This window comes from Amycolatopsis sp. Hca4, assembly GCF_013364075.1.
Taxonomy (GTDB): domain Bacteria; phylum Actinomycetota; class Actinomycetes; order Mycobacteriales; family Pseudonocardiaceae; genus Amycolatopsis.
The window spans coordinates 10,112,807-10,127,294 of the sequence record NZ_CP054925.1; the positions used below are offsets into that span (position 1 = coordinate 10,112,807).

Genomic DNA, 14,488 nt, shown 5'->3' on the forward strand with positions numbered 1-14,488 from the left:
GGTCAGGCGACGCGGGTGCCGGCCGCGGTGGTGAAGCGCAGCTCGACGTGGGTGGGCAGGTCGTCGAGGTCGAGGGCCTGGCACAGCCGGGGCACCCCGGTTTCGCGGATGCGGTCGCGGATCGCGGCGGGATCGCCGTCCTGCTCGACCGAGACCACCGCGAACAGCTCCGGGTGCTCGCGGGAGCCGGTGAGGGACGCGGTCGCGGTGCGCACGCCCGGGTAGCCGCGCAGCTCCTCGGTGAACGGCCCGATCGCCACGGTGGTGGCCAGTTCGGTGCGGCCGGCGCCGGGATCGGCCTCGAACTGCCAGGTGCGGCCGGCCGGCTTGCGGATCAGCTGGGCGGCCAGCCAGCGCAGTCCGGCCAGCGCCACGACGATGCCGGCGGCTGCGGTCGCGGAGAGCACCCAGGTGGGCGGCAGCGCGGTGCCCGGCACGATCGGCCGGTTCCCGCCGAGTGCCGGCAGCCAGTGGAAGCGGATCGCGGCCGGGATCGCCCCGGCGGCGATCAGCAGCAGGCCGGCGATGACCAGCAGCGTCCGGTTGAGACCGGCGGGGCGGTTCACGACGTGCTCCTCAGTGCGCGAAGACGGACCTTGACCTCGGGACGGCGGACCGGATCGATCCGGTCCAGCCGCGCGGCGACCGCGACGCGGACCGCGTCGGCGATCCCGTCGGGGCGGGTGCGGCGCGTCCGCACCCGGACGCGGACGGTGCGCCGCCGCAGTTTCAGCCGCACCTTCTCGACGCCGTCGACCCGCGCCGCGGCCGCCCGGAGGGTCGAGCCCAGGCTGTGGCGGGCGGCGCCCGAGTCCGGGTCGCCGCGCAGCGGGAGCACGGTGAGCTTGCCCGGCAGCACGGCCGCGAGCACCAGGACCAGGCCGAGGAGGGCGACGAACCCGCCGGTGACGACGACCGGCAGGTCGGCCCAGCGCAGCTCGTGCAGCCGCCGGGCGAGCGCGCCGTAGTCCAGCCACGGGCGCTCGCCGAGGATCAGCTGGACGGCCACGGTGGCGGCGAGGACGCCGGCGGCGGTCACGACCAGCGCCGTCAGCACAGCCGGGGTGGTGCGGCGGGGGCGGCGTTTCACGAAACCCTCCTCGAGGACGGGGCCGGCGGGTGGAGTGCGGTGACGGTGATGTCCACCCGTGTCACATCGAGACCGGTCAGCTCGCCGACCCGGTCGCGCAGGTGGGCCCGGGCCCGTTCGGTGGTGCGGGCGACCGAAGCCGGGTAGGTGACGGACAGCCGGGCGGCCAGCCGCACCCGGCCGCCGTCGACCTCGGCGTCGGCTTGCACCGGGCGGTCGGCGTCTTCGCTGCCGAGCGCGAGGCCCAGGACGCGCCCGGCCGCACCGCCGACGGCGTCGACCTCGCGGGCGGCGTGGGCGGTGATCCGGGCGACGGCGTGGCCGGAGATGACCAGCCGGCCTCGCTCTTCGGCGGGCACTGGGGTGGTCACGGGTCAGCCCCGGTCCCGGCCGAGCAGCCGGCCGAGGTCGATGGCGCCGTCGAGGTGGCGGCCGGCCAGGAAGCCGATCGCGCCGAGCACGAGGACGGCCAGGAACGCGCCGAAGCCGCCGAAGGCGAGGGCGAGACCGAGGACGAGACCGGTCAGCAGACCTGTCCGGGTGGCGTTCATGAGAACCTCCGTCAATCCGTGGTGGGGGTGGCCTCGCCGGCCGTGGCCGGGTAGCGGAGCACGACGCCGACGGTCACTGCACCCGGCCGGTGTCGGAGCCGGTGTCGCCGGTGTCGTCACCGGGCAGGTTGAGGTCGCCGACCGCGATGTTGACCTCCACGACCTCCAGGCCGGTCATCCGCTCGACCGCGGTGATCACGTTCCGGCGCACCGACCGGCTGACATCGGCGATGGACACGCCGTATTCGACGACGACCTGCAGGTCGACCGCGGCCTGCTTCTCACCGACCTCGACGGAGACACCCTGCCCGGCCGAGGCGGTCGCGCCCGGGATGCGCTCGCGGATGGCGGAGAAGGCGCGGGCGGCGCCGCCGCCGAGGGAGTGAATACCGGGAACTTCGCGGGTGGCGAGGCCGGAGATCTTCTGCACGACGGTGTCCGCGATCGTCGTGGTGCCCTGGCTGGTCACCAGCGTGCCGGTCGCGTCCGCGGCGGTCGTGGTCTGCTCGGCCATGGTGTTCCTCCTTCGTCGGGTGAACCGTTGTGCCGGGAAGACCCGGGGTGCGCGGGAATCGTCACGGCCCCGTTCGTATGAACAGGGTCACGCGACCGGGGCAATGACGAATGGCGCGCTCGAGTGTCTTGATGGGCAGGACCGTCCACGAAGGACGGTGACCGACGAAAGGAGCGGCTCATGTCGCTGGGCGACAAGATCGGGAACAAGGCCGAAGACCTCGGCGGCCGGGCCAAGGAGGCGGCGGGCCGTGCCACCGGCGACGACGAACTGCGCGCGGAAGGCCAGGCGGACCAGGCGAAGGCCGGCCTGAAGGACGCGGTCGAGAACGTCAAGGACGCGGTCGGGGACGCCGTGGACAAGGTCAAGAACGTTCTGAAGAAGGACTGAGCCCACGCGGGGACCGGTGGCCGGCGCGGCGAGAGGGAGCGTGCCGGCCACCGGTCTTCGCGGGATGCGTCCTCAGGCTGTAACCCCTCCGCGGTGGGGAGCGACCTAGCTCCTGACCGAGGAGAAGCCCATGCCACAGCGTGAAGTCCGGGTCACTGTCAGGGCCGCGGAGAGCGGGGAGCCCGCTGCATGAGGGGGTGGGCCGATCCGTCGGCGCTGGCGGTGTTCGTGATCGCCGTCGCGCTGCTCCTCGCCGCCGGCACGAGCGGGGCCCTCAGGCTGCCGCCGCTCAACCGGCACGGCCCGCTGACCCCTACCGGGATCAGGGTGACCGCGGCCCTCGGTGTGCTGTGCCTGGTCGTGGCGGGCGGAGTCGCCCTGTGGGGCGGCCACGATTCGCCGCCGCAGCCGACAGCCACTCCGCAGCCTCCGAGTTCCGCTTCGCCGGTCACCCCACCGGCTTCGACGGCTACTACGGAGCCGGCCACGTCGACCCGGCCCACCGTGGACCGGACGACGGACTCGCCGCCGCCTCCGGAACTCCGCGAACTGGCCGCCGATCGCGTCTCCTTGGGCACCTCGACCGGCTACGACTTCGACGCGGGCAAGACCGCTTTCCCGAGCGAGGGCGCCGACATCGTCGTCGACAGCACCGGTATCAGTGCGGTTTCCGGTACCGCGCTGGCGCTGTCCGCCCGAACGGACACCCGGCCCGACGGGTGTCCCGCCGAACTGCGGCTCACCCGGGTGCCGCGCAGCGGTACCGCGTCCGGGCGAGCGGTCTGCGCCCTGACGACGGAGAGGAACCTCGCGGTGTTCACGTTCTCCGACTCCCGCTCATCGGGCGAAGTCACGGTGGACTACGCGGTGTGGGGGAGCCGATGACCTACCGCGGTTCGGCGGTGACCACGATGTTGTCTTCGTAGTTCCTGGTGGCCCGGTCGAACGCACCACCGCAGGTGAAGAGCGTGATGCGGGGGCTGCCGGTCGTGTCGAAATAAGCCTGCAGGTCGATGGCCGACTTGGGGATCTGACGGCGGTCCGTGACGGTGTAGTCCCGTGTCCTGCCGTCGGTGCCGGTGAATTGCAGCCGGGCGCCGGGTTCGAGGCGGCGGAGGCGGAAGAACGCGCCGGGGCCCTCCCGGGCGCTGTCGACGTGGCCGCCGATGACCAGTGAGCCCGCGGGTGCGTCGAGGCCGGGTCCGTAGCGGTACCAGCCGACGGTGCCGACCCGGTCGGGAGCGGCGAACGCCCCCGTGTCGTCGACGCCGACGGGAACCACGGGTGCGTCGACGCCGATGGCCGGGATGATCAGCCTGGTCGGCGCGATGACCGCCTCCGGGCCGGGAAGCGCGGCCGCTTGCGTGGCCGGTGCGGCACCCACGAGCGGCTGTGCGCCGGTGACGGACGCGGCGGAGGGCCGGTCGCCGGTCGCGCGCGGAGTAGCGGCGGCGCCGAAGACAACGGCGCCGACGACAACGGCGACGGCGACGGCGGCAACGGCGGCGAGGGCGTAGCGGTGTGCCCCGGCCGTCCGGGACACACCGCCGGTACGTCGTCCGTTCATCGGGAGGCGCGCTGCACCCGGCGGCGCAGCAGGAACGCCCCCGCCAGCGCGACCAGCAGGCCACCGGCGGCCGGCCGGGCCCAGGAGCCGGTGCCGGTGTCGGCGGCCAGACCGCCGTTGCCGGTCGGCATCGACGACGGTGCGGCACCCAGGTTCTTGATCGTCTGGGCGGCCAGGGTGAGCGTCTTGGCGTCCGCCGAGCCGATCGCGTAGACGATCGTCTCGGTCCCCGGCGCGAGGGCGAGGTCCTTCGGGCCCAGCACGACCGTGCCGGTGCCGGCCAGGGTGACGTCGGCGGACACCGTTCCGGCAGGCAGGTCGGCCATGGCCTCCTTCGGGTTGGTCAGGCCGGGGAAGACCGGCTTCCCGCCGGCGCGGACGTCGACCGCCGGGGCTGCGGCGGTGTGGCGGACCACCAGCCGGGCCTTGCCCGGTGCCGTGCGGGAAACGTCGTTGACGAACGCGGTCAGTGCCGGTTTCGCCGCGGTGTCGAGGTGGGCGACCAGGCTGAGGTTCTTGCCGCCGGGCACGGCCAGTGCCTTGTTCTCCAGCAGCGGGTTCGAGGCCGGTTCGCCCGGCTTGGTCAGCGCGACGTCGTAGGTGCCCGCGGCCAGGCTGAGCGGGCCGGCCACGGTGGCAGGCTGGAAGTTGTCCAGCGTCTTCTTGCCGTTGACGTAGACGTCGACCGGCTGGCCGGGAATGCCGTGCACGACCGACACCATGGACTCCGCGGCGGCCGCCGCGGCGGGGCCCTGGATCGTCAGGGTGGCCAGCGCCCCGGCGGACACCACCACCGCGAGGGATTGCCCGAATCGGCGCATCGACTGCTCCTTGCTGTCGGGGAAAGGAAGTACCCGGTCATTCGCCGGGGAACCGGATCCCGGATGCACCGCGGTGTGGCTGCTCACAAGACGGCGGACGCTGCATCCGACGGCGGCCGCGCCGACGTACCCCCTGGATGGCTCGCCGGGCGGAACGGAGGTGTGCGCCGGATGTTGCTGACTGACGACGTCGCGTCGCCGGCAGGTACGGCTAGGGTGTCGGTCGTGCTCCACGACGCCGCGAGCGGCACCGTCGACGAGCTCGCCCGGCGGTTCGCCGGCGGCGAGCCGGATGCGTTGCGCGCGGCGTTCGACCGGCACGGCCCCGCGGTGCAGCGGCTGGCCAGGGCCAGCCTGCGCGACCAGGCCGACGTCGACGACATCGTGCAGGCCACGTTCGTCTCCGCGTGGAACGGACGGCACACCTACGACCCGGCCAAGGCCGGCCTGCTGACCTGGCTGCTGGGCATCACCCGGCGCCGGATCGTGGACCTCCTGCGCGCCCGCGGCCGGGCCCAGCGCGACAGCGACGCCGTGGCGGCGGCGACCCCGCCCGAGCCGGTGACGGGGGAGTCGCCGGAGCGGATCGTGGACCGGCTCGTCGTCGCCGACGGGCTGACCCGCCTCCCCGCCGCCCAGCGCGAGGTCCTGGAGCTGGCCTTCTACGCCGACCTGACCCACACCCAGATCGCCGAGCGCACCGGACTGCCGCTGGGAACGGTGAAGAGCCACCTGCGCCGCGGCATGCAGAACCTCCGGTCCCACCTGGATCACCCGCCCGAGGAGGTGGATGATGACGCACCCCGACTCCGATCGGCTCGTCCTGCTCGCCCTTGACCAGCAGGAACCCGGCGAGGCCGACGCAGCTCACCTGAACGGCTGTGCCGCGTGCCGCGACGAGTACGAGGCCCTGCGCACCGTGGCGGGGCTCGGCCGCGAAGCGGAGGCGGAGGCGTCGCTGCCTCCGGTGAGCGAAGCGGTGTGGGCGCGGATCGCCGCCGACACCGGGCAGTCCGCGAGCGAGCCGCCACGGCTGACGGCGGTCGGCGACGACCGTGCCACGCCGAACCCGCCGCGCAAACGCCGGCTCGCCGGCGCGGTGCGGTACGGCGTCGTGGCCGCGGCCGCCGCGGGGATCACCGCCGTCGCCACCTTGACCCTGCCGGCCACGGGCGGTGAGCCGGACCGCGTGGTCGCCCAGGTGCAGCTGCAGCGGCAGGCCGCCGCCCCGGCGGGTGCCTCCGGGGAGGTGCAGGTCCTCCGGACCGGCTCCGGGGCACTGCGGTTGCACCTCGAACTCGCCGGGATGCCCGATCCCGCCGGGCTCTACCAGGTGTGGCTCTACGACGGCAAGACCACGATGATCCCGCTGGGCGTCACCGCCGGCACCGAAGCCGACGTCGCGATCCCGCCCACCGTCACCCTGCAGGCGTTCCCCGTGGTCGACGTCTCGGCCCAGCAGCTGGGGCAGCAGGAACACGGGACGAGCATGCTGCAGGGCACCGTGCGCGCCTGACCGCCGCAAAACTCCGCGAAGACCGCTGCATCCGAACGCGCTCCCCAGCGCGTATCCCCGGTGTCCAGCAACCAACGGGAACGGAGTGACCCATGCGCGTTCGGATGCTCGGGATGTCCATCGTGGCCGCGGCCGCCATGGCCGGGGTGGTGGCGGCGCCCGCGCAGGCGGCCCAGCCGGCTGCCGCGTCCCCCACCGCGTCGCACCACCACCCCCACTACTTCGGCAAGGGCCGGACCGACCTCACCCTCGACCCGGCGGCCGCGGCGGCGCTCACCTCGCTCGGCGTCAAGGTCTCGCCGGTGCTGGCCCGGGTGAGCCACCCGGGCGGCAAGACGGTCTTCGGGTTCACGATCGTCGGCAACCCCAAGGACGGCACCATCGAGCACGTCGGCGGGCTGCTGCTGCGGGCAGGCGGCAAGTGCCTGTACCTGACCAGCTACACCATCGACCTCAACCGCGGGGTGCTCAGCGGCCGGATCGACTTCGGGAGCCGCGCCGACCTGTTCACCATCGGCGCGGCGACGCCGGACGGCGTCACCCTGGCGCTGACGGCCCCGGCCGCGGCCCTGCTGAACAAGACGTTCGGCGTCAGCGCGTTCACCGCCGGGCTGGTCATCGGGTACGGCAACCCGATGGTCCGCAAGTAGCCCCACCCCTCGCCGCCGCGAGGGGCGGAGCCGAAGGCACGTCCCGGCTGTGTCCCACGGAGACGGCGTTCCCGCAGGTCCGATGGCCCGGGACCGTCCCGGCGTCCCGGCCGGGCCGCCGAAGCGCGATCGGCGGCCCGGCCGCTGCCAGCCTTCTCGGCATGCAGAGACTCGCTCTGGCCGTCGCGGTGCTGCTGGCGGTCCCCGCCGCCGCAGCTCCCGCGGTCGCGGCCGAACCCGTTGCGGTGTGCGGGCACACCAGTACCCAGCCCACCCTGAAAGAAGGCGCGTCCGGTGCCCCGGTCACCGAGGCGCAGTGCGAACTGAACCTGGCGACCAAGGCCAGCCGGTACTCGCCCATCGCCGCCGACGGCTCCTTCGGCCCGGCGACCGACGCGCGCGTGCGCGTGTTCCAGCAGTGCGCCGCGCTGAGCGTGGACGGGCAGATCGGGCCGAACACCTGGGCCGCCCTCAACTCCTGGGCCGCGCGGCCGCGCAAGTGCGCCACCCAGGGCACGGCCGGCACCGCGCAGAGCGTCGTGTGCGGCCACTCCACCGCCCGCCCGACCCTGCAGAGCGGGTCCACCGGCGCGGACGTCGAGGAACTGCAGTGCCGGCTGAACCTCGCCATGGAGCCGGGCCACTACCCGCCGCTGACGGTCGACGGCCAGTTCGGCGACGGCACCCGCACCCGCGTGATCCAGTTCCAGCACTGCGTCAACGCCAGTGCCGACGGCGTCGCCGGGCCCACCACCTGGGCGAAGGTGACCGACTGGTCGAGCCGCAACACCTACTGCACGCCGCCGAAGCCCGCCGGGCACCCGATCGACGGCGTCGACACGGCCAAGTATCAGCACCCCGGCGGCGCGGCCATCAACTGGGGCGCGGTGAAGGCGTCCGGGGTCGAGTTCGCGACGGTCAAGGCGACCCGCGGCCTGAACGTCACCGACGACTACCTGGCCACCGACCTGCCCGCCGCGCGCAACGCCGGCCTGGCCGTGGGCCCGTACCACTTCTACACGGGCACGGCGGCGAACACCGGCGGCGCGCAGGCGGACCGGTTCATCGCCGCGGTGAAGGCCACCGGGTACACCGGCAAGCGCGCCGGTGACCTGCCGCCCGTGTTCGACCTGGAGTGGAAGGACGACGGTTCCGGCGGCTGCCCGCCGTACGTCACCGTCGCCGACGCCAAGGCGTGGCTGGACAAGGTCCAGGCGGCGTTCGGCCGGACCCCCATCATCTACACCCAGAAGTCGTTCCTCGACGCGTGCCTGGGCGGCACCACGGCGCTGTCGGCGTACCCGATGCAGCTCGCCGACTACCGGCAGTCCGTCACGCAGCCGGCGCTGCCCGCCGGGTCGCGGACCTGGCTGATGTGGCAGTACACCGACGCGGCCATCCCCGACGGCATCCCCGCGCCCGCCACCGGCGACGTCTTCAACGGCACCCAGGCCGACCTCGACCAGCTCGCCAACCGGTGAACCCCCGCTAGGAAAGGACGAGAATGACCCCCTCCATGAGCCGCCGCACGGTGCTGCGCGGCGCTGTCGTGCTCGGCGCCACCGCGGCGGTCAGCCCGCTGCTGCTGTCGGGCACCGCCCAGGCCTACTCGTGGTCCCGCACCCTCGTGCAGGGCAACACGGGCGCCGACGTCACCGAACTCCAGATCCGCGTCGCGGGCTGGGCGGCCGACCACGCCAGCCAGAGCCGGGTTTCGATCGACGGCGAGTTCGGCGCCGGCACGGCGGCGGCCGTCCGCCGGTTCCAGACCGCCTACGGCCTCGGCGCCGACGCCCAGGTCGGCCCGGCCACCCAGGCCGCGCTCAACGCGCTGGAGCAGAGCGACGGGTCCACCGTCCACTTCAACTTCAGCGAGTTCACCGACCGCGACAGCGGCACCTTCAACGGCGGCAAGGTCAGCGCGGCCACCGCCAAGGAGAACGCCCGGCGCTGCATGTACAAGCTGGAGGCGCTGCGCAAGAAGCTCGGGAACAAGCCGATCACGGTGAACTCCGGGTTCCGCAGCATCGCGCACAACGCCGAGATCGGCGGGGCGAGCGACAGCATGCACCTCTACGGCACCGCGGCCGACCTGAACGTGCCGGGCGTGGCCAACAAGACCGTGTACCAGAAGGCCGAGACGTGCGGGTTCTCCGGGCTGGAGACCTACAACACCGACCACCAGCACGTGGACAGCCGCGCCGATCTCGGCCGGTCCTGGTGGTGGGAGAACGGCACGGTCTGATCCTCCGGCTGGGGGACCGGCGCGGGTCCCCCAGCCGGCGCCGGCCGCACTCAGCGCGCCGGCGCGGCCGCCAGCGCCGCCGAGCAGGCCGGCCAGTCGTGGAAGTCGTGGCGCACGCTCCACAGGCGGTGCGCCGCGTCGATGTTCCAGACCGGGTCGAACGCCTGCCGCGGCGAGCCGCCCAGCTCCAGCAGGCGGGCGTCGGAGATCTGAAAGACGCCCCAGTTGCGGCTGCCGTTCGTGTTCGGCAGCACCCAGAGCGGGTCGAGGAACGAGGCGCAGCGGGCGATCGCGACCGCGGTGTCCGGCGCTTCGGTGAACACGGCCCGGACCCGCTGCTCCACCGCGGCCGCCGGCCAGGTCGCCATGCTGGTCCGCCGGTCGTACAGCGCGGTCTTGGTGGGCTCGTCGACCACCCCGCGGGCGGGCAGGCCGGCCAGCACCTGGAACGCGGTGACCCGGCGCAGCGTCTCCGGCCCGAACGAGCCGTCGACCGCGAGCCGCCCGTGCGCCGCGACCAGCAGGTTCTGCACCTCGGTGACGCACTCGTCGTGCTGTCCCATGCTCACCGGCGGCTCGCACCCGGGGGAGAACAGCATCCGGTCGGCGTACCGGCCGGTGGCGGGTGCGGACGCGCTGGTGGTGAACCAGACCAGCCCGCCCGCCAGCGCCACCACGACCGCGACGGCCGCCGCGGCGTAGGCACGCCGGCGGCGGGGCGGCGGGACGTCGTCACCGGCCTCGGTCCCGGTTTCGGCCTGGTCGGGTTCGTCGGCGCGGCCGGCGTCGGCCAGTGCCCACAGCTGGTGCAGTTCGCGCAGTTCCGCTGGGGACGCGCCGCAGACCTTGGCGAACGAGTGGACGACGCGGTAGTCGGCGGGGACGCTCTTGCCGGAGCAGTACCGGTGCAGGCTGGAGCCACTGGCCCCGGCCTGCTTGCCGAGCCGTTCATAGCCCTGCCCGCTCCGGTCCTTCAGCATGCGCAGGTAGGCGGCGAACTTGTCCGTGTGCAGTGTCACTGTGACTCGAACACCTCGCTCGGGCAGCGGATGACGGACGGAAGTTAACACCGTCCTCCCGCTCTCCGGGCAGAAACTGACGGATTGCGCCTTCCGGCCGAGCCTCGCTCGGCCGGAAGGCGGGACCGCCGTCCCGGGGTGGCTTCAGCGTTGCAGCGTGAGCACTCCCGGCTTGTAGGGCAGGAGGCCGTAGTCGACGCCGTCCGAGCCCGGATCGCGGCCCTGGTACAGGAACTGCAGGTTGCAGGGGTCGATGGTCTTGGTCTGGTCGGGGTTGGTGCGGACCAGGTCGCCGTGGCTGATGTCGTTGGTCCAGGTGGCGCCGCTGTTGGCCTTGCCGGCGAAGGGGTTGCTCTCGGTGGCGGCCTGCGGGGTCCACGTGCCGCCCAGGCTGGTGGCGGTGAACGAGCGGAAGAAGCGGTGTTCGTTCGTGCCCCGCGCCTCCACGATCATCAGGTACTGGTTCTGGTCCTTGACCTTGTAGACCTCCGGCGCTTCGAAGAGGTTGGCCGGGGTGTCGCTCATGATCTTCGTGTAGCTCGCGCCGAAGCTGCCCGGGAAGTTGCCGATGGGCATGGTGGCGCGGTAGATGCTGCCGTTGTCGTCGGCGAAGAAGAGGTACATGTTCGTGCCGTCGCCGATGAGGGTCTGGTCGATCGGGGCCCCGCTGGGGAGCGTGCCGGTGAACAGCGTCTGCTGCGCCGACCAGCTGCCGGGGTCGGTGGGATCGCTCGAAGTGCGGTAGGAGAACGTGTCGGGCCAGCCCCACTGGTAGGCGAGGACCCAGATGTTCTTCGGCGCGAAGTAGAACAGCGTCGGCGCGACCGCGCCGAAGGACATCGTGCTCTGGCTCGCGGTGGCCATGTCGGACCAGTTCGTGAACGGGCTGAAGCTCGTGGACTTCCAGTTCGTCCCGGTGTCGTGCGTGGTGGCGTAGACGACGTGCTTGCCGTTGAGGACGACGTTGGTGAAGTCCTTGAGCGAGACCCACCCGGACTTCGGGTTCGCCAGCGGGCCGGTCGAGCTCCAGCGGTAGGCCGAGGGCAGCGGGCAGGCCGCGGCGCCCCCGTCGACCTGGACGAGCTGCCACTGCTGGTCGGTGCCGGTGGACCCGGTCTGCTGCACGATCCCGGCGGCGTCGGCGGTCGAGGCGCCTTGCACGTCGAGGGCTTTGCCGCTGTTGCGGTTGACCAGCCGGACGTACCCGCTGCCGGCGTCGGCCAGGCTGAACTGCTGGTTGGCGCCGCCGTTGTCGGTCCACTGGACGACCGGGGCGCCGTCCGCGGTGGAGGCGCCCTGGACGTCGGCGAGCTTGCCGGAATGCCGGGCGCGCAGCTTGTAGTTCCCGCTGCCGGCGTCGACGAACTGGAACTGCTGGTTGGTCGTGTTGGTGCGGGTCCACTGGATGAGGGCGGCGCCGTCGGCGGTGGACGCGCCGTTGACGTCGAGGGCCTTGCCGCTGTTGCGGTTCACCAGGACGTACCAGGCGGCCGTGTCCACGGTGGCGGCCGACGCCGGGGCCGCGGCGACCGTCAGCAGTCCGCTCGCGACCAGCGCGACCGCCGCACCGGCCACTGCCACCCGCCGGCGGCGCCGCCACCTCGCGGTGCGTGAGAACCCAAGCGACATTGCATCGTTCCCTTCACGAGCAGGACCGGTGACGGCCGAATGTTAGCGTTAACATTTTGCCGGTCGCGGTCGGTGGGAATTCGGTGGGGGTGGGTGGGACGGTTGGTCGACCGGCGGTGCGCCTGAACGCACCAGAGGACTGTGAACGATAACCGCGGTGGCGTCAAGACGTAACGGGCAGGTTTCCGGAACGCGAGGCACTCCCGGCAATCCGTCCATAAGGGACACGAGGGCGAGAGATGCTTTCGGCGTCTTGACGTGCTCCCGGTGTTCGTCGATAGTGATGGCTCCCCCTCCGAATTCGAGCGAAAGACCTCAGCCACTGAACTGTTAGCGCTAACATTCGTCATCGGTGAACAAAGGAGTTCATGGTGCCCGCGCTGTCCGTGTTTCGCCGATCGCGCCGCCGAGCGACGGTCTCCGCGGTCGTGGTGACGCTCGTTTTGCCCGCTCTGGTCACCTTCGCCGGGATTTCGCGGGCCGCCGGGCAAGGCCCCGGCGACATCCACGCCGCCGGCGGCAGGCCGTGCGTCGCGGCGCACCACCCGCGCCTTGTTCGAAGGCGCCGTGGTCAGGGGGTACCCCTCCGACGCCACGGTGCAGGCCGACGTCGCGGCGGCCGGCTACCGCGCCGGCACCACCCCCTTCACGCCGGGGCGAGGGTCTCGTTGCAGGCCACCACTTCCTGCCGCACCAGCGAATTCCTGCGGCACGACACGGCGGCCAAGTTCATCCGCCACCACGCCTCCGCGGGCTACCTCGCGAGCAACGGCGGCGCCAACGCCTGGGACACCACCTCACTGTGGCGTGAGGACACCTCCCGGCTCGCCGCTTCCCCTTGGTCCTGACCACGCACCGGAAGTTCAGTGACGCATTTCCCCCTGTGTGAAGGAGATCCGATGACCCGTCCACCGTGGATCCGCCGCGCCCTCCTCGCGGCCGGCGCCACCACCAGTCTCGCCGCCGGCCTGCTCGCGGCCACGGCCACGACGTCGCAGGCCGCGGCGCAAGGGCCGTGCGACATCTACGCCGCCGGCGGCACCCCGTGCGTCGCCGCGCACAGCACCACGCGTGCCCTGTACGCGGCCTACAACGGGCCGCTGTACCAGGTGCGGCGGGCCTCCGACAACACGACCAGGGACATCGGCGTGCTCAGCGCCGGCGGGTACGCCGACGCCGCCGCGCAGGATTCCTTCTGCGCCGGCACCAGCTGCGTGATCTCGGTGATCTACGACGAGTCCGGCAAGGGCAACCACCTCACCCAGGCGCTCCGGGGGTACTGGCCCGGGCCGGCCGCGGGCGGGAACGACAACCTCGCGAACGCCTTCGAGGCGCCGGTGACGGTCGCCGGGCACAAGGCGTACGGCGTGTCGGTGGCGCCCGGCACCGGCTACCGCAACAACAACACCCACGGCATCGCGACCGGTGACCAGCCGGAGGGGATGTACGCGATCTTCGACGGCACGAACTACAACGGCGGCTGCTGCTTCGACTACGGCAACGCCGAAACGTCCGGCAACGACGACGGAAACGGCACGATGGAGGCCATCTACTTCGGCAACAACAAGGGCTGGGGCTACGGCAGCGGCGCCGGTCCCTGGATCATGGCCGACCTGGAGAACGGCCTGTTCTCCGGGGTGAACCAGCACTTCAACGCCGGCGACCCGACGGTCACCAACCGGTTCCAGACGGCCATCGTCAAGGGTGGTCCGAACCAGTGGGCCATTCGCGGCGCCAACGCCCAGTCGGGCGGCCTGTCCACCTACTACAACGGCGTCCGGCCGAATGCGGCCGGGTACAACCCGATGAAGAAGCAGGGCGCGATCATCCTCGGCATCGGCGGCGACAACAGCGTCGGCGGCCGCGGGACGTTCTACGAAGGCGTGATGACGTCGGGCTACCCCTCGGACGCGACCGAGAACGCAGTCCAGGCCAACATCACGGCGGCCGGCTACAGCAGCGCCCCGTCCGGAGCCGGAACCCTCACCCCGGGAGCGAAGGTCTCCCTCCAGGCGACGACGGCGTGCTGCACGTCCGATTACCTGCGCCACAACGACTCGGACGACAAGGTGGTCATCTCCGCCGTGGACTCCTCGAGCGCGGCGGGGCTCAAGGCCGACGCGACCTGGGTCGTGCGGGCCGGTCTGGCCAATTCGTCGTGCCTGTCGTTCGAGTCCCTCGACCAGCCCGGCCGGTTCCTGCGTCATTACGCGTTCCAGCTCCACTTGAACGCCGACGACGGCGGGACGGCGTTCGCGCAGGACGCGACGTTCTGTTCGACCCCGGGCAACAGCGGCGTCGGACGTTCGTTCCAGTCGGTCAACTACCCGGCGAAGTACGTGCGCCACTACAACTTCACCGGCTACGTGGCGAGCAACGGCGGCAGCAACGCCTGGGACGCCACGACTTCGTGGGCCCAGGACACGAGCTGGCTCGTCGCCTCGCCCTGGAGCTGATCCCCACACCGGCCGCGAGCACGGCTTTCCCGCAGCGTCG

Annotated in this window: 18 protein-coding genes; 9 read left to right on the forward strand and 9 right to left on the reverse strand. The window is 72.3% G+C overall.

The window, feature by feature from the left end; all coding sequences use genetic code 11:
* Positions 1 to 2: 2 nt before the first annotated feature.
* From HUT10_RS45785 to HUT10_RS45805, 5 genes are all read right to left on the reverse strand, one after another.
* Positions 3 to 566, reverse strand: a complete 564-nt coding sequence (locus tag HUT10_RS45785; protein ID WP_176176928.1) for an alkaline shock response membrane anchor protein AmaP — start codon at positions 564 to 566, stop codon at positions 3 to 5.
* Entirely contained in the window at positions 563 to 1,090 is a 528-nt protein-coding gene (locus tag HUT10_RS45790; RefSeq protein WP_176176929.1) for a DUF6286 domain-containing protein, read from the reverse strand. The genes HUT10_RS45785 and HUT10_RS45790 overlap by 4 nt, the downstream gene beginning before the upstream one ends.
* Positions 1,087 to 1,461 (reverse strand): Asp23/Gls24 family envelope stress response protein, encoded by a 375-nt coding sequence (locus HUT10_RS45795; protein ID WP_254897322.1) that lies wholly within the window; start codon positions 1,459 to 1,461, stop codon positions 1,087 to 1,089. The genes HUT10_RS45790 and HUT10_RS45795 overlap by 4 nt, the downstream gene beginning before the upstream one ends.
* 3 nt (positions 1,462 to 1,464) lie before the next feature.
* Positions 1,465 to 1,641, reverse strand: coding sequence for a hypothetical protein (locus tag HUT10_RS45800; RefSeq protein WP_176176930.1), 177 nt, complete (start codon positions 1,639 to 1,641; stop codon positions 1,465 to 1,467).
* A 73-nt stretch (positions 1,642 to 1,714) separates the two neighbouring features.
* Positions 1,715 to 2,155, reverse strand: a complete 441-nt coding sequence (locus HUT10_RS45805; RefSeq protein WP_176176931.1) for an Asp23/Gls24 family envelope stress response protein — start codon at positions 2,153 to 2,155, stop codon at positions 1,715 to 1,717.
* Positions 2,156 to 2,335: 180 nt separating this feature from the next.
* Here HUT10_RS45805 and HUT10_RS45810 point away from each other — a divergent pair, with 180 nt between their 5' ends.
* On the forward strand, positions 2,336 to 2,545 hold the full coding sequence (locus tag HUT10_RS45810; protein WP_176176932.1) for a CsbD family protein: 210 nt from the start codon (positions 2,336 to 2,338) through the stop codon (positions 2,543 to 2,545).
* A 189-nt stretch (positions 2,546 to 2,734) separates the two neighbouring features.
* A complete protein-coding gene (locus HUT10_RS45815; RefSeq protein ID WP_176176933.1) occupies positions 2,735 to 3,430 on the forward strand; it encodes a hypothetical protein in 696 nt (231 codons plus the stop codon).
* Position 3,431: 1 nt separating this feature from the next.
* Here the strand turns inward: HUT10_RS45815 and HUT10_RS45820 are convergent, their stop codons facing one another.
* Together HUT10_RS45820 and HUT10_RS45825 are read right to left on the reverse strand one after the other, a co-directional pair.
* Positions 3,432 to 4,112: a class F sortase gene (locus HUT10_RS45820; protein ID WP_176176934.1), complete on the reverse strand. Its 681-nt coding sequence runs from the start codon at positions 4,110 to 4,112 to the stop codon at positions 3,432 to 3,434.
* Positions 4,109 to 4,933, reverse strand: coding sequence for a DUF4397 domain-containing protein (locus HUT10_RS45825; RefSeq protein ID WP_176176935.1), 825 nt, complete (start codon positions 4,931 to 4,933; stop codon positions 4,109 to 4,111). The genes HUT10_RS45820 and HUT10_RS45825 overlap by 4 nt, the downstream gene beginning before the upstream one ends.
* A 225-nt stretch (positions 4,934 to 5,158) precedes the next feature.
* Between HUT10_RS45825 and HUT10_RS45830 the strand changes: the two genes are divergently transcribed.
* The 5 genes from HUT10_RS45830 (at position 5,159) to HUT10_RS45850 (ending at position 9,344) form a co-directional block, all read left to right on the forward strand.
* Positions 5,159 to 5,770, forward strand: coding sequence for an RNA polymerase sigma factor (locus HUT10_RS45830; RefSeq protein ID WP_217709701.1), 612 nt, complete (start codon positions 5,159 to 5,161; stop codon positions 5,768 to 5,770).
* Complete coding sequence (locus tag HUT10_RS45835) at positions 5,727 to 6,449, forward strand: anti-sigma factor (RefSeq protein ID WP_176176937.1); 723 nt, start codon at positions 5,727 to 5,729, stop codon at positions 6,447 to 6,449. Before HUT10_RS45830 ends, HUT10_RS45835 begins: the two co-directional genes overlap by 44 nt.
* 92 nt (positions 6,450 to 6,541) lie before the next feature.
* A complete protein-coding gene (locus tag HUT10_RS45840) occupies positions 6,542 to 7,099 on the forward strand; it encodes a hypothetical protein (protein ID WP_176176938.1) in 558 nt (185 codons plus the stop codon).
* A gap of 161 nt (positions 7,100 to 7,260) precedes the next feature.
* The gene (locus tag HUT10_RS45845) at positions 7,261 to 8,580 is read left to right on the forward strand and encodes a GH25 family lysozyme (RefSeq protein WP_254897323.1); all 1,320 of its coding nucleotides are present in this window, start codon (positions 7,261 to 7,263) and stop codon (positions 8,578 to 8,580) included.
* A 23-nt stretch (positions 8,581 to 8,603) separates the two neighbouring features.
* A complete protein-coding gene (locus HUT10_RS45850; RefSeq protein ID WP_254897324.1) occupies positions 8,604 to 9,344 on the forward strand; it encodes a D-Ala-D-Ala carboxypeptidase family metallohydrolase in 741 nt (246 codons plus the stop codon).
* A 50-nt stretch (positions 9,345 to 9,394) separates the two neighbouring features.
* Here the strand turns inward: HUT10_RS45850 and HUT10_RS45855 are convergent, their stop codons facing one another.
* Both HUT10_RS45855 and HUT10_RS45860 read right to left on the reverse strand, forming a co-directional pair.
* Positions 9,395 to 10,363, reverse strand: coding sequence for a helix-turn-helix domain-containing protein (locus HUT10_RS45855; protein WP_176176939.1), 969 nt, complete (start codon positions 10,361 to 10,363; stop codon positions 9,395 to 9,397).
* A 144-nt stretch (positions 10,364 to 10,507) separates the two neighbouring features.
* The gene (locus HUT10_RS45860) at positions 10,508 to 11,992 is read right to left on the reverse strand and encodes a non-reducing end alpha-L-arabinofuranosidase family hydrolase (protein WP_176176940.1); all 1,485 of its coding nucleotides are present in this window, start codon (positions 11,990 to 11,992) and stop codon (positions 10,508 to 10,510) included.
* 668 nt (positions 11,993 to 12,660) lie between these two features.
* Here HUT10_RS45860 and HUT10_RS51550 point away from each other — a divergent pair.
* Together HUT10_RS51550 and HUT10_RS45870 are read left to right on the forward strand one after the other, a co-directional pair.
* Positions 12,661 to 12,840, forward strand: a complete 180-nt coding sequence (locus HUT10_RS51550; protein WP_254897325.1) for a hypothetical protein — start codon at positions 12,661 to 12,663, stop codon at positions 12,838 to 12,840.
* A 51-nt stretch (positions 12,841 to 12,891) separates the two neighbouring features.
* Positions 12,892 to 14,448 (forward strand): alpha-L-arabinofuranosidase B, encoded by a 1,557-nt coding sequence (locus HUT10_RS45870; RefSeq protein ID WP_176176941.1) that lies wholly within the window; start codon positions 12,892 to 12,894, stop codon positions 14,446 to 14,448.
* Positions 14,449 to 14,488: the final 40 nt, after the last annotated feature.